The 14,147-nt window shown below is 68.8% G+C and carries 14 protein-coding genes; 9 read left to right on the top strand and 5 right to left on the bottom strand.

From position 1 onward, the window contains the following. Positions 1-14: 14 nt before the first annotated feature. From ACXMYJ_RS13285 to ACXMYJ_RS13295, 3 genes are read left to right on the top strand one after another with little or no spacing between them, the layout of a single operon-like run. The gene (locus tag ACXMYJ_RS13285) at positions 15-905 is read left to right on the top strand and encodes a hypothetical protein (RefSeq protein WP_443187047.1); all 891 of its coding nucleotides are present in this window, start codon (positions 15-17) and stop codon (positions 903-905) included. Next, positions 906-1,400 (top strand): polyadenylate-specific 3'-exoribonuclease AS, encoded by a 495-nt coding sequence (locus ACXMYJ_RS13290; protein WP_443187048.1) that lies wholly within the window; start codon positions 906-908, stop codon positions 1,398-1,400. Positions 1,401-1,433: 33 nt separating this feature from the next. After that, positions 1,434-2,822, top strand: coding sequence for a class II 3-deoxy-7-phosphoheptulonate synthase (locus ACXMYJ_RS13295; protein WP_443187049.1), 1,389 nt, complete (start codon positions 1,434-1,436; stop codon positions 2,820-2,822). A gap of 77 nt (positions 2,823-2,899) precedes the next feature. Here ACXMYJ_RS13295 and ACXMYJ_RS13300 read toward each other — a convergent pair whose 3' ends face one another. Further along, positions 2,900-4,129, bottom strand: coding sequence for a protein kinase domain-containing protein (locus ACXMYJ_RS13300; protein WP_260753514.1), 1,230 nt, complete (start codon positions 4,127-4,129; stop codon positions 2,900-2,902). An 82-nt stretch (positions 4,130-4,211) separates the two neighbouring features. On the opposite strand from ACXMYJ_RS13300, the gene ACXMYJ_RS13305 reads away from it, so the two are divergent. Further along, positions 4,212-4,616 carry an Rv2175c family DNA-binding protein gene (locus tag ACXMYJ_RS13305; RefSeq protein WP_260753512.1) on the top strand — a complete coding sequence of 135 codons (405 nt, stop codon included), beginning with the start codon at positions 4,212-4,214 and terminating at the stop codon, positions 4,614-4,616. On the opposite strand, the gene ACXMYJ_RS13310 is transcribed toward ACXMYJ_RS13305, so the two are convergent. From ACXMYJ_RS13310 to ACXMYJ_RS13325, 4 genes are all read right to left on the bottom strand, one after another. Continuing rightward, positions 4,537-6,114, bottom strand: a complete 1,578-nt coding sequence (locus tag ACXMYJ_RS13310) for an alpha-(1->6)-mannopyranosyltransferase A (RefSeq protein ID WP_443187050.1) — start codon at positions 6,112-6,114, stop codon at positions 4,537-4,539. The genes ACXMYJ_RS13305 and ACXMYJ_RS13310 overlap by 80 nt on opposite strands. 4 nt (positions 6,115-6,118) lie before the next feature. Continuing rightward, positions 6,119-7,198 (bottom strand): bifunctional (2E,6E)-farnesyl/geranyl diphosphate synthase, encoded by a 1,080-nt coding sequence (gene idsA2, locus ACXMYJ_RS13315; RefSeq protein WP_260753510.1) that lies wholly within the window; start codon positions 7,196-7,198, stop codon positions 6,119-6,121. Between the two features lie 84 nt (positions 7,199-7,282). Beyond that, on the bottom strand, positions 7,283-7,999 hold the full coding sequence (locus tag ACXMYJ_RS13320; protein ID WP_460356749.1) for an LppM family (lipo)protein: 717 nt from the start codon (positions 7,997-7,999) through the stop codon (positions 7,283-7,285). 1 nt (position 8,000) lies between these two features. Further along, the gene (locus ACXMYJ_RS13325) at positions 8,001-8,591 is read right to left on the bottom strand and encodes a GNAT family N-acetyltransferase (RefSeq protein WP_460356752.1); all 591 of its coding nucleotides are present in this window, start codon (positions 8,589-8,591) and stop codon (positions 8,001-8,003) included. Between the two features lie 253 nt (positions 8,592-8,844). Between ACXMYJ_RS13325 and ACXMYJ_RS13330 the strand changes: the two genes are divergently transcribed. From ACXMYJ_RS13330 to ACXMYJ_RS13350, 5 genes are all read left to right on the top strand, one after another. Continuing rightward, the gene (locus ACXMYJ_RS13330; protein WP_260753507.1) at positions 8,845-9,249 is read left to right on the top strand and encodes a DUF3040 domain-containing protein; all 405 of its coding nucleotides are present in this window, start codon (positions 8,845-8,847) and stop codon (positions 9,247-9,249) included. Between the two features lie 299 nt (positions 9,250-9,548). After that, positions 9,549-9,983 carry a division/cell wall cluster transcriptional repressor MraZ gene (locus ACXMYJ_RS13335; RefSeq protein WP_260753506.1) on the top strand — a complete coding sequence of 145 codons (435 nt, stop codon included), beginning with the start codon at positions 9,549-9,551 and terminating at the stop codon, positions 9,981-9,983. Then, positions 9,958-11,112 (top strand): 16S rRNA (cytosine(1402)-N(4))-methyltransferase RsmH, encoded by a 1,155-nt coding sequence (gene rsmH / locus ACXMYJ_RS13340; RefSeq protein WP_443187052.1) that lies wholly within the window; start codon positions 9,958-9,960, stop codon positions 11,110-11,112. Before ACXMYJ_RS13335 ends, rsmH begins: the two co-directional genes overlap by 26 nt. Beyond that, the gene (locus ACXMYJ_RS13345; protein ID WP_460356757.1) at positions 11,109-12,149 is read left to right on the top strand and encodes a hypothetical protein; all 1,041 of its coding nucleotides are present in this window, start codon (positions 11,109-11,111) and stop codon (positions 12,147-12,149) included. Before rsmH ends, ACXMYJ_RS13345 begins: the two co-directional genes overlap by 4 nt. After that, positions 12,146-14,098 carry a peptidoglycan D,D-transpeptidase FtsI family protein gene (locus ACXMYJ_RS13350; protein WP_443187054.1) on the top strand — a complete coding sequence of 651 codons (1,953 nt, stop codon included), beginning with the start codon at positions 12,146-12,148 and terminating at the stop codon, positions 14,096-14,098. Before ACXMYJ_RS13345 ends, ACXMYJ_RS13350 begins: the two co-directional genes overlap by 4 nt. Positions 14,099-14,147 lie beyond the last annotated feature (49 nt).

A 14,147-nucleotide genomic window follows, 5' to 3' on the forward strand; every position in this document is an offset into this window, starting at 1 on the left:
CGTAAGTTCTCTGCGTGCGCACGGACCTGGACGTCGAGTTCGACTTGTTGCCACACATACCGCCGTCGCGGCTGCCGCTGGTTTGCTGCCTCGTGGCGTTCATCCTGACGTTCTTCATCACCCGCACGATCGTGCGGTACATCCGCGCGCATTCCGGCAGCGATGCACCGCGAAAGTGGTGGCAGCCTCGCAACATCTCGGCCGGCGGCGGACTGCACATCCACCACGTGGTGATCGGTGTGATTCTGGTCATGGTCTCCGGTGTCTCGATGGTGACGCTCGCTGTCGATGGGGGCGTACCCGAGTTCACCGTCGCGTCAATCCTTTTCGGCATCGGTGCGGCGCTGGTGCTCGACGAGTTCGCGCTGATCCTGCACCTGTCCGATGTGTACTGGGCCGAGGACGGACGCACGTCGGTGGACGCGGTGTTCGTCGCGGTCGCCGTCGCCGGCCTGCTGATCATGGGTTTCAGCCCGTTGTCGTTCTTCGATGTCGGGATCTGGGAGAGCGACCATTCGGTGGTCGCCCGTACCGTCGTGGTGGTGGGCGCTCTGCTCACGCTGGCTCTGGCGGTGGTCGTGCTGCTCAAGGGCAAGGTGTGGACGGGGCTGGTCGGGATGTTCATCACCCCGTTGCTGTTCGTCGGTGCGATCAGGCTGTCCCGCCCGCATGCGCCGTGGGCGCGGTGGCGCTACACCCGACGACCGCGCAAGATGCACCGTGCGCTGGAGCGCGAGCGTTGGCTGCGCCGGCCGGTCATCCAGGCCAAACTGTGGCTGCAGGATGCGATCGCCGGAATGCCGAAGTTCCCCGACGACGCACTGGTCGATGAGCAGCTCGACCGCGAGATCCACGCCGCGCCCGCCCCCGGCGACAGCGCGCCCGCCGAACAGAAAGCCCTGTAATTGCGGTACTTCTATGACACGGAGTTCATCGACAACGGCCGGACCATCGAGCTGATCTCGATCGGCGTGGCAGCCGAAGATGGCCGCGAATACTACGCCATCTCAACAGAATTCGATCCCGATCGGGCCGGGCGTTGGGTGCGCAAGAACGTGCTGCCGAAGCTGCCGTCCCCGGCCTCGCCGCTGTGGCGCTCGCGCCGGCAGATCCGCGCCGAACTTGAGGACTTCTTCGGCGTCGACGGCGACGAGCCGATCGAGCTGTGGGCCTGGGTGGGCGCCTACGACCATGTGGTGCTGTGCCAGCTGTGGGGGCCGATGACCGATCTGCCGCCGGCCATGCCGCGCTTCACCCGTGAGCTGCGTCAGTTGTGGGAAGACCGCGGCAGCCCCCGGATGCCACCGCGGCCGCGGGACGCGCATGATGCGCTCGTCGACGCCAAGCACAACCTGTTCCGTTATCGACTGATCACCGAAGGCGGCGCACGCGCGCTGTGAGATGCGGTTTTGCGCCGCGGTTACCATAAACGGGTGAACTGGACCGTCGACGTGCCCATCGATCAGCTGCCTGCGCTGCCGCCGCTGCCCGAGGACCTGCGGCAACGCCTCGACGCCGCGCTCGCCAAGCCGGCACTGCAGCAGCCGTCCTGGGACGCCGGCCAGGCCGCAGCGATGCGCAAGGTGCTCGAGAGCGTGCCCCCGGTGACGGTGCCGTCGGAGATCGAGCGGCTGAAATCCCAGCTGGCCGATGTGGCCCGCGGTGAGGCGTTCCTGCTGCAGGGCGGCGACTGCGCCGAGACGTTCGTCGACAACACCGAACCGCACATCCGCGCCAACATCCGCACGCTGCTGCAGATGGCGGTGGTGCTGACCTATGGCGCGAGCATGCCGGTGGTCAAGGTCGCGCGCATCGCGGGCCAGTACGCCAAGCCCCGGTCGGCCGACGTCGACGCCCTCGGCCTGAAGTCCTACCGCGGCGACATGGTCAACGGGTTCGCGCCCGACGCCGCGGTCCGCGAGCACGATCCGTCGCGCCTGGTGCGGGCCTACGCCAATGCCAGCGCCGCGATGAACCTGGTGCGCGCGCTGACGTCGTCGGGCATGGCGTCGCTGCACCAGGTGCACGACTGGAACCGGGAGTTCGTGCGCACCTCGCCGGCCGGGGCGCGCTACGAGGCGCTGGCGGGCGAGATCGACCGCGCGCTGCATTTCATGAGCGCGTGCCGGGTCGACGACCGCAATCTCGACACCGCCGAGATCTACGCCAGCCACGAGGCGCTGGTGCTCGACTACGAGCGGGCCATGTTGCGCATGCACACCGAGGCCGAGGAGCACCCGAAGCTCTACGACCTGTCGGCGCACTACGTGTGGATCGGGGAACGCACCCGCCAGCTCGACGGCGCCCATGTCGCGTTCGCCGAGGTGATCGCGAACCCGATCGGCATCAAGATCGGGCCGACCACGTCACCGGAGTTGGCCGTCGAGTACGTCGAGCGGCTGGACCCGAACAACGAACCGGGCCGCCTCACGCTGGTCAGCCGGATGGGCAACCAGAAGGTCCGCGACGTGCTGCCGCCGATCATCGAGAAGGTGCAGGCCTCGGGTCATCAGGTGATCTGGCAGTGCGACCCGATGCATGGCAACACCCACGAGTCCTCGACCGGGTACAAGACGCGGCACTTCGATCGCATCGTCGACGAGGTGCAGGGCTTCTTCGAGGTCCACCACGCGCTGGGCACTCATCCGGGTGGCATCCACGTCGAAATCACCGGCGAGAACGTCACCGAGTGTCTCGGTGGTGCCCAGGACATCTCGGACACCGACCTGGCGGGCCGCTACGAGACCGCCTGCGATCCGCGGTTGAACACGCAGCAGTCGCTGGAGCTGGCGTTTCTGGTCGCGGAGATGCTCCGCGGTTAGGCAGGGGCGGAGATGCTCCGCGGTTAGGCAGGGGCGGAGATGCTCCGCGGTTAGGCAGGGGCGGAGATGCTCCGCGGTTAGAGCAGGTTCGGCAGGTTGGCGCCGAGCGTCCACGCCCCGGCGGCTGCCATTCCGGTCAGCGTGATCACCGTGACCATCCAGAAGAACAGCACCCGCCGGGAGCGTTGCCGCGCCCAGTAGAACTCCTCCAGGTCGATGCCCGCGAACTGCCCTGTGGCGGGAAGGTATCCGTCGACCTCGTCGGCGTCGTCGACGGGTAGTTCGTCGCGGGTGAAAACCTTGGTGTCCCGGCTCGCCGCCCTGGGCTTGTCGAGGTTGGTGACCGTGGTGTCGTGCGCGTCGTGCGGATGGGTGGACAGCAGGTTCGCCGAGTTGTGCGACGCGGAGTTGCGCGGCGCGGGCACCCGGAAATAGGGGAGGTCGAGTTCGCGGACGATCGTCTCTAGCTGGTCGGCCATCTCGGCTGCATCGGCGAAGCGGGCGCCCGGGTCGCGCGAGGTCGCGCACTGCACCAGATCGTCGAATTGCCTTGGCACACCTCGGATCGCGGTGCTCGGCGGCGGCACGTCGCGCTCCAGGCGCTGGTAGGCGACCGCCAGTGCGCTGTCGCCGTTGAACGGTGTGTACCCGGTCAGCAGTTCGTAGATGAGGATTCCGACGGAATAGACGTCGCCGCGTGAGTCGGTGTCGCCGCTGGCCACCTGCTCGGGGGCGAGGTAGGCCGCGGTGCCGAGGATCACGCTCGTCGAGGTGATCTTGGCCTCTGCCACGGCCCGGACCAAGCCGAAGTCGGCGATCTTGACGTCGCCGTCGTCACTGATGAGCACGTTCTCGGGTTTGATGTCACGGTGCACCAGGCCGGCCGCGTGCGCCGCCGCCAACCCGCTGAGCACCGGGCGCAGCACCGCGGCGACGGCGTGCGGCGGCATCGGGCCCCGTTCGCGCAGCAGTTCCCTGAGCGTGCCGCCCTCGACAAGCTCCATCACGAGATAGGGCGGTTGCCCGGCAGATGTTCCTGCGCCCTGGTCGTACACCGCGACCAGGCCGTGGTCCTTCAGCCGCGCCACCGCCCGGGCCTCGCGCTGGAACCGGGTCAGAAAATCCTGGTCCCCGGCGTAGCGGGAGTCCATGATCTTCAGCGCGACGGGACGGTCGAGCCGTAGATCCAGGCCCCGATACACCCCGGACATACCCCCGGTGGCGATCAGCGTGTCCACCCGATACCGACCGTCCAGCACGGTCCCCGACAGCGGGCCGGCGGGCTGGTAGGTCTCCATCGGATTCATGGTACGAGCCGAGACGGCCGCCGTTGCCCCGCCGAGCCGCATGCGTCGTCGAACGGGCCCGTGTGGTCCTAGACTCTGTGCGATGAGCAGCATTCCGACTGCCGAGGACGTCCTGGATCCCGACGAAGCCGTCTATGACCTGCCTGCCGTGGCGCAGTTGTTGGGCATCGCGGTGACGAAGGTGCACCAGCAGCTCCGCGAGGGTCACCTGGTCGCGGTGCGGCGCGGGGGGATCGCCGTGGTGCCGAAGATCTTCTTCGATTCCACCGGGCACGTCCCCAAGAGTCTGACCGGGCTCCTGGTGGTGTTACGCGACGGCGGTTACACCGAGACCGAGATCATGCGGTGGCTTTTCACCCCGGATCCGTCGCTGACGATTCGCCGGGACGGTTCGACCGAGCAGCAGGCTAACGCCCGGCCGGTCGATGCGTTGCACTCGCATCAGGCTCGTGAGGTGGTTCGTCGCGCTCAGGCGATGGCGTACTGACCGGACTCTCCGGAGCCTTCGCGAGCCAGTACCACGCCGCGCCGGCGCAGGCGAACGACAGCAGCACGTGGCCCCATGAGTACATGCCGTGCGCTCCGTCGGGACGCCAGATGACGGTGATCCATGTCGAGAAGCCCGCGATCAGCGCGATCGAGCGCCTGGAGGTGGCCAGCGCGGCGATCACCGCGAGCGGCCAGGTGTAGTACCACGGCAGTGCCGCGGGTACGAACAGCACGACGACGCCCATCACGAGCGCGATGCCCATCAGTGCGTCCCGGTCGGTGTGGCGGTGACGCCACCACAGCACCGGCGCCGAGACCGCGATGATCACGATCCCGATGATCCGGGTGGTTTCCAGCACCGCATAGAAATTCACCGGGATGACGAGCCCCACCACGGAGTTCAGCAGGTTGGCGGTCGCCGTCGGGATGGTCAGCCAGTTGACGATCTTGACCGATCCCGCGAGCGCGGTCAGCCACCCCAGGCCCACACCGGCCGCCAGCGACAGCACCGCGAACACCGCGACGAAGACGACCACCGATCCCGCCGTCGCGGCCGCAAACGCCTTCACCGTGCTGAACTCGCGACGTTCCCGCAGCCTTCGGGCCCAGACCCAGACCATGAACGGAAGCGCCAGTCCCGCTGTGGCTTTCACCGCCACGGCGACCGCGATCAGGGTGACGCCGGCGACGTTGCGCCCGGCCAGGCACAGCGCGATGCCGGCCATCATCAACCCGACCATGAGCATCTCGTTGTGCACGCCGCCCATCAGGTGGATGATCACCAGCGGGTTGAGCACCCCGATCCACAGGGCAGCCGCCCCGCTGGCCCCGACGTGGCGGGCGACCCGCGGCGCCGCCCAGATCAGCAGGGCCAGGCCCGGCAGCATGCACAGGCGCAGCAGCATGGTGCCGGCGACGACGTCGTCGCCGACGAGCATCGTGACGAACTTGGCGACCAGGATGAACGCCGGACCGTACGGTGCGGTAGTCGTAGTCCAGATCGGACTGACGTTGTCCAGCAATGAGTTCGGGTTCTCGACCGGGCCGACGACGTAGGGGTCGAAGCCGTCGCGCAGCAGCGCACCCTGGGCGAGGTAGGAGTACGTGTCACGGCTGAACACCGGCACGCTGAGCAGCAGCGGGGCCAGCCAGAACGCGGTGGTGGCCTTCATCGTGTACTCGGTGGCGGTGCGGTCGACGACCCGGCGGCCCAGCCACAGCCACGCCATCAGCATCAGTGCCACACCGGCCCACAGCAGCAGCGAGGACACCACGAGGCCGTGCCCGAACCGCAGCCAGGACAGGTGCATCGATTCCAGCAGCGGATCGTGCAGCCGTGTGCTGCCCGCGCCGGTGGCCCCGACGGTGATCAGCGTCGCGCCCAGCGCACCGACCAGCGCGGGACGTGCCTGGGGGGAGAGGGTGAAGTCCTTGAGGCGCCGCAGATGATCCGATACGTCGGTGCGCGGGGACGGGGCGGGGCTCGGTGTCGTCATGCTCCTAGGCGGACCGGTTCGCGGCCAATCTGGCGAGCTCGGCCAGCCCGGCCTTGGCCACTGCGTCGATGGGTGCGGCGTTGAGGATCTCGACCGCGCGCCGGGTCAGCTTGTCGATCCGGCTCTCGACGGCGGCCAGCGCTCCCACCGATTCGATCACCAGGCAGACCTCCTTGACCTGAACGTCCGTCAGATCGGTCCCGATGGAACTGCGCAACAGTTCGGCCCCGACCGGATCATGCTTCTCGGCGAGCTCGATGGCCTCGGCCAGCAGCACGGTGCGTTTGCCGGAGCGCAGGTCGTCGCCGGACGGTTTACCGGTCACGGCGGGGTCGCCGAACACGCCCAGGACGTCGTCGCGCAGCTGGAACGCGACCCCGAGACTGGTGCCGACCTCGTGGAACGCCGACAGCACTTCCGGGCACTCGGCGGCCGCCGCGGCGCCGAGCTGCAGCGGTCGCGAGATCGTGTACGACGCGGTCTTGTAGATGTTGACCGTCAGCGCCGCCGCGACGGTCTCGGCGCCGCTGGCCTCATTGACGATGTCGAGGTACTGCCCGCCGAGGACCTCGGTGCGGATCGCCGCCCACACCCGCTGCACGCGGCGGTGGGCCTCGGCGCCGATGTCGGCGCCGGCGACGATGTCGTCGGCCCAGACCAGGGCGACGTCGCCGAGAAGGATCGCCGCGGACAGCCCGAACTGCTCGGCAGAACCCAGCCAGTTGTTGTCGCGGTGACGGTCGGCGAAGATCCGGTGCACGGTCGGCAGGCCCCGGCGGGTTGCGGAGGCGTCGATGACGTCGTCATGGACCAGCGCGCAGGCGTGCAGCAACTCCAGGGCGGAGAACAGCCTGAGCACCTCGGGCCCCGGCTCCGATCCGGCGACGGCGCGCCAGCCCCAGTACGCGAACGAGGGCCGCAGGCGTTTGCCGCCGCGCAACACGAACTCCTCGACGGCCTCGGTCAGCACGGCGTAGTCGGTGCCGATGTACGCGGCGTCTCGGCGGCGCTCCCGAAGATACTCGCGCAGCTGTTCGGTGACGGCCGCCGCCAGCTCCACGGCCGACGGTGCCGATGCATCCACGCTCAGCGGGCGCCCCTTTCTCTCATGCACACGCCCCCGACTGCTCAGCGTAGAGCCTGTTGCCCGGAAGCGAGTAGGCAAGCCCTAGTGCGCCGGTTCCTGCGGTTGCCCGGGCCGCGGGGACTGGTCCCGGTTGATGTAGGCCAGATACCCGATGACCCCGGCGACGATCAGCGAGGCGAAGCCCAGCCAGATGGCGGCGCCGGTGAACGAGCGCGCGCTGGGGTCGGTGTAGCGGGCCTGCGCGTTCATCGTGCTGACCACGCCCGGCCGCATCTTCCATTCCACCACCGACGACGAGATCTGCTCGCCGTTGGTCGACGTGACCTCGCCGGGGAACGCGACGGACAGCGACACGTCGGCCTCCGGATCGCTGAGCGAGGTGAGGTCCGCCCGTCCTTCGAGGATCACCAGGTCCCCGGCGCGGCGCAGCGAGATGTCGACGCCGGCGGCGTCGCGGTTCATGCCGGCCAGCTGCGGCAGCTCGGCGAAAGTCAGATCGGAGAACACCGCCTGCGAACCGACGTAGTCGTCACGGCTGTACTCCGAGACGGCGACCTTCTGCGCGAACGGCAGGTTGTTGAGCAGTTGCGGGCCTTTGTCATTGTCGTCGCGCGGGATGGCCGCCGCGACGATCTGGCCGGAGACCCGGTCGTCGGGGGACACGGTGAGCGAGGCCCTGACGCGCACACAGCCGATCAGCGACGGCGCGACGACCAACAGCAGCAACACCAGCGCGAGGAGACGTCTGCGGGTGCGGTGACGGGTCAGCACCGTGTCATCGTGCCAGACCGGGGCCATGTCAAAGGGGTAGCGCGCGGCCGAGGATCGCGAATGCCCGAGGATCGCCGGCGAAGTGGTAGCCGCGGATCACATCGGTGAAGCCCAGGCGGCGGTAGAGCCGCCAGGCCCGGTTGTCCTCGCCGACGATCTCCGGCGTGGACAGCAGCACATGTTGCTCGGGACGGCCGTCGAGCAGGCGCCGGATCAGGGCCTCGCCGAGACCCCGCCCCTGCGCGCGGGGATGGATGTGCAGTTCGGTCAGCTCGAAGTAGCTGCGCATCAGATCGGCGATGTGTGCCTGGTCGGCGCCGCTGCGCTGCAGGCCCGACACCACCTGCTGTTGCCACCACTGGTCGGGGGCGCCGCAGTAGCCGTAGGCGATGCCGAGCATCGGCGCGGCCGGGGAGGGGTCGGCCGGGTCGGTGCAGTCGAGTACCTCGACCGCCGCGACCGCCTTCCATCCACGCCGGTGGATGTGTTCGAGCCACATCGCCGCGCGCTGATCCTCGGTGCCGCGGGGATAACGCATCGCGTCCACATAGACCGCCAACGCATCTCTGAGGCGGTGCGCCATATCGCTGGGCGACAGATCGATCAGACGTGCCGCCAAGTGTCTGCCCCTCCTGAAGGTGAAAGTGTGACCGGCACCCATTATCGGCCGGACCGTCGTCTGGGCATCCGAGTGTGGGCATCCGACGGACGAGGTGGTGGCCGCCGTCAGCGGCGCACGTCATAGAATCGTGGGGCGAACTAGGTGGTACCGCTCAGATTTAGCTCGTATCATCACTGTTAAGTGCCCCGTATATGCGGGCGCACGTGATTTTGATCGACTGCGACGCCCCCACGGCAAGAGGGAGGGACGAATGCCACTCTCCGATCATGAGCAGCGCATGCTCGACCAGATCGAGAGCGCGCTCTATGCCGAGGACCCGAAGTTCGCGTCCAGCGTTCGCGGCGGCACACTGCGCGCGCCCTCGACCAGGCGCCGTTTGCAGGGCGCCGCGCTCTTCGTCGTCGGTCTCGCGATGCTGGTGTCCGGCGTCGCGTTCAAGGCCACGATGATCGGCAGCTTCCCGATTCTGTCGGTGATCGGCTTCATCGTGATGTTCGGTGGGGTCGTCTTCGCGATCACCGGGCCGCGGGTCGGCAAGGGTGACCGGCTGCCCCACGACAGCGGGCCGGCGGCGCGTCAGAAGCGCGTCAAGGGTGGCGGCGGCTCGTTCACCAGCCGTATGGAAGACCGCTTCCGTCGGCGCTTCGACGAGTAACCCGAACTTCAGATGAGGGGCAGCCCATAGGGCTGCCCCTTCTTTGTTTGCCCCACTTCGCCCCACCGCGCCGTCGGCCGACGGTCCCCGCGGCGAGCTGGGCTTTTGTGCCGGCGGTCGGGCGGTGTCGAGGTCGGCGTGGTGCCCGTGTCCTGCCGGATGATCGCGAAGTGGGTGATCGGGCGACACTCGCGGCACTTATTGGAGCAAAGTGGGGGATTGTGGGGTAAAGTGGCGGACAACGGAGCGACCGGGGTTCCGTTGAGGCAAGGCTTGAGCAAGGTCTGCGAGGTGACGAGATGTTCTTCGGCACCTACACGCCAAAGCTCGATGACAAGGGGCGACTGACGTTGCCCGCCAAATTCCGCGACGCGCTGGCAGGAGGGTTGATGGTCACCAAGAGCCAAGATCACAGCCTGGCTGTTCACCCGAGGGCCGAGTTCGAGGAGATGATCGCCGACATCTCGAGCCGGGCCAAGCGCGGCAACCCCCAGGCTCGCGCATACCTGCGCAACCTGGCCGCGAGTACCGATGAGCAGTATCCGGATTCACAAGGCCGTATCACGCTGTCCGCTGAACATCGCCGCTACGCGAACCTGACCAAGGAGTGTGTGGTGACGGGTTCGATCGGGTTCCTGGAGATCTGGGACGCCCAGGCGTGGCAGGAATACCAGGAGCTTCACGAAGAGAACTTCTCCGCGGCCAGCGATGACGCACTCGGCGACATTCTCTGATCTGGCCACCGGCCCGCAGGCCCGTGCAGTGCGGCCTCTGCCCGAACCGGCCCTGACGTACTTCCCCGACGTCAGGTCCGCGCTCTCGGACAGGGACCTCACTGCAGGGGCCGCCCCGATCCCGCAAAGCGCAGCAATGGTGGATGACCAGCCTCATGTCCCGGTCCTTCTCGACCGCTGTGTCGAGTTGCTCGCTCCCGCCCTGACCCGGACGTCCCCCGTGGGCGCAGGCGCGACGCTCGTCGACGCCACCCTCGGCGCCGGCGGCCATTCCGAACGTTTCCTCACCCAGTTTCCCGAGTTAAAGGTCATCGGCCTCGATCGCGATGCCGATGCGCTGCAGATCGCCGCCGCCCGGCTGCAGCCGTTCGGCGAGCGTGTCACGCTGGTGCGCACCCGTTACGACGGAATCAGGCAGGCCGTCGAGCAGGTCGCCGATCAGATCCCCGGCGCCGCAACGGGGGTCGACGCGGTGCTGTTCGACCTCGGCGTCTCCTCGATGCAGCTCGACCGTGTCGAGCGAGGGTTCTCCTACTCGGCCGACGCGCCGCTTGACATGCGGATGGACGCCGGTTCGGATCTGACCGCGGCGCAGGTGCTCAACACCTACGACGAACGGGCGCTTGCGCGGGTGCTGCGAGAGTACGGCGAAGAGAAGTTCGCCGGCCGGATCGCCTCGCACATCGTGCGGCGACGCGCCGTCGCACCCTTCACTACCACCGGCGAGCTCGTCGAGCTGCTCTACCAGGCGATCCCGGCCCCGGCCCGGCGCACCGGTGGACACCCCGCCAAACGCACCTTCCAGGCGCTGCGCATCGAGGTCAACGCCGAGTTGGACTCGCTGCGGCTGGCTATCCCCTCCGCGCTGGAGGTGCTGCGTCCGCTCGGCCGGATCGCGGTGATGGCCTACCAGTCCCTGGAGGACCGGATCGTCAAGACCGAGTTCGCCGCCGCCACCGCGTCGCGCACACCGCCCGGCCTGCCCGTCGAACTTCCCGGGCACGGCCCGAGATTCGTCGCGCTGACGCGGGGCGCCGAACGTGCCGACGACGAGGAGGTCAGCCGTAATCCGCGAAGCGCCCCGGTCCGGTTGCGCGCATTGGAGAAAGTTGGGGGACAGCAGCGATGAAGGCGAAGAAGCCGACGCGCAAGACCGAGCACTCCGCGTCCCGGTCGGCGCGGTCCGCCCGGTCTTCCCGGGAGACGGTGAAATCCGCAGACACGCGCAGGGGAGCGCGCGAGAGCAGGCGGGTGCCGGTCGAGGCGCAGCCCCGTGGGCGCAAGCCGACGCGGGATCCGCGGCCGCAGCGTTCGGCGCCGCGCACCACCCCGATCGCCCGCCCCAAGGACCTGCCTGCGCGGCCGAAGAGCGCCAGCCAGGCCAAAGCCCGCGCCAAGGCGCGAAAGGCCAAGGCGCCCAAGGTCGTCAAGCCGCCGCTGCGCCAGCGCATCTTGGTCCGGCTGGCAGGGGTCGACCTCAACCCGCGGCGGCTGGTCGCGCGGGTGCCGTTCGTCGTGCTGATCATCGGCGCCCTCGGGGTCGGGCTGGGCGTGACACTGTGGCTGTCCACCGATGCCGCCGAACGCTCCTACCAACTCGGCAACGCCCGGCAGGTCAACCAGGCTCTGATGCAACAGAAGGAAGCGCTCGAACGTGACGTGCTTGCGGCCCAGGCCGCACCCGCGCTGGCCGAGGCCGCCCGCAACCTCGGGATGATCCCGTCCCGTGACACCGCGCACCTGGTGCAGGACCCGGCCGGGAACTGGGTCGTGGTGGGCACTCCCAAACCGGCAGAAGGGGTTCCGCCGCCGCCGTTGAACGCGCCGCTGCCCGAGCCGGCCCCGCCCGCGCCGCCCGCGCCGCGCGTGGTGGAACCCCTCGAGGTGCCGGTCCGGTTGCCCTCGACGGCCCCGTCGCCCGCGCTGCCGGGCGCCCAACCTGTGCTTCCCGGCACCGCTCCCGCACTACCGCTCACCGCGCCCGGAGGCGACCCGAACGCCGAAGTGCCGCATGCTGTCTCAGGTCAGTTCCCGACGCCGGGACCCGTCACCCCGGTCGACGCCGTCCCGTCACACCTGCCGCCACCGGCCGGGGCGGCTCCGGGGACGGTTCCGGGTCCGCAGCTACCGGCACCCCCGGTCGCCGTGCCCGGAGCGCCGGCGTGAGTCGCGACAAGCGCCGCGCCCGCGCGGCGACGCCCGCCAAGACGCCGGGAAAGACGCTCGCCACGGCGCCGAATCAGGAACGCTCGGCCCGGTCCCGGCGCACCCGCCAGGCTGCGACCCAGAGCGGTTTGCGCAGTGCGTCTTTCGTGTTCCGGCACCGCACCGGAAACGCGGTGATCTTCCTGCTGCTGGTCGTCGCGGCCGCGCAGCTGTTCACACTGCAGGTGCCACGCGCCGAAGGGCTGCGCGCCGAGGCGGCGGGCCAGCTCAAGGTCACCGATATCGACCCGGCGGTGCGCGGCTCCATCGTCGACCGCAACGGCGACAAGCTCGCCTTCACGATCGAAGCCAGGGCGCTGACCTTCCAGCCGGTCCGCGTGCGCAAGCAGCTGGAGGAGGCGTTCGCCAAGAACGAGGAGCTGAAGTCCTCGGACGCGCCCGACCCGCAGGCCCGGCTGAAGGACATCGCCGAGGCGGTGTCCTCCCGGCTCGGCGGCAAGCCCGACACCGCAACGGTGTTGAAGAAGCTCCGCAGCAACGAGACGTTCGTGTACCTCGCCCGTGCGGTCGATCCGGCGATTGCCGACGCGATCACCACCGAGTTCCCCGAGGTCGGCTCCGAACGCCAGGACATGCGCCAGTACCCCGGCGGGGTGCTGGCGGCCAACATCATCGGGGGCATCGACTGGGACGGGCACGGTCTGCTGGGTCTGGAGGACTCGCTGGACTCGGTGCTCGCAGGCACCGACGGTTCGGTGACCTACGACCGCGGTTCCGACGGCGTGGTCATCCCCGGCAGCTACCGCAACCGCCACGACGCGGTCAACGGGTCCACGGTCACCCTCACCATCGACGACGACATCCAGTTCCACGTGCAGCAACAGGTGCAGCTCGCCAAGGACGCCTCCGGCGCCAAGAATGCGTCGGCCGTCGTGCTCGACGCGAAAACCGGTGAGGTGCTGGCGATGTCGAACGACAACACCTTCAACCCGGCACAGGATCTGAGCCGTCAGCAGGAACGGCAGCTGGGTAACCTGCCGGTGTCCTCGCCGTTCGAACCGGGTTCTGTGAACAAGATGATCACCGCGGCGGCGGTGATCGAGAACGGTCTCACCAACCCCGATGAGGTCCTGCAGGTGCCGGGCTCGATCAACATGGGCGGGGTGACGGTCCGCGACGCGTGGGAGCACGGCGTCATGCCCTACACCACCACCGGCGTGTTCGGTAAGTCCTCCAACGTCGGCACGCTGATGCTGGCCCAGCGCCTCGGGCCGGAGCGCTTCGCCGAGATGCTGGAGATGTTCGGGCTCGGGCAGCGCACCGGGGTCGGTCTGCCCGGCGAGAGCGCCGGTCTGGTGCCGCCCATCGACCAGTGGTCCGGCAGCACGTTCTCGAATCTGCCCATCGGACAGGGGTTGTCGATGACTCTGCTGCAGATGACGGGCATCTATCAGACCATCGCCAACGACGGTGTCCGCGTACCGCCGCGCATCATCAAGAACACCGTCGCACCGGACGGCACCCGCACCGAGGAACCGCGCCCCGACGGTATCCGGGTGGTCTCGGCCCAGACCGCGCGCACGGTGCGCGACATGTTCCGGTCGGTGGTGCAGCGCGACCCCCGCGGCGTCCAGCAGGGCACCGGCCCGCAGGCCGCCGTCGAGGGCTACCAGATCGCCGGAAAGACCGGCACCGCCCAGCAGATCAACCCCGCGTGCGGCTGCTACTACGACGACGTCTACTGGATCACTTTCGCCGGCATGGCGCCCGCTGACGATCCGCGCTACGTCATCGGCGTCATGCTGGACGCCCCCCACCGCGCGGCGGACGGATCGCCCGGCTCGTCGGCGGCTCCGCTGTTCCACAACATCGCGTCCTGGCTGCTGCAGCGGGAGAACGTGCCGCTGTCCCCGGACCCCGGTGCGCCGCTCACGCTGCAGGCGGGCTGACACCGGTCGGACCACCAACGCATTGCGGATGCCGCCCGGCGAGATCGGT

It is taken from the genome of Mycobacterium sp. ZZG (assembly GCF_054786995.1).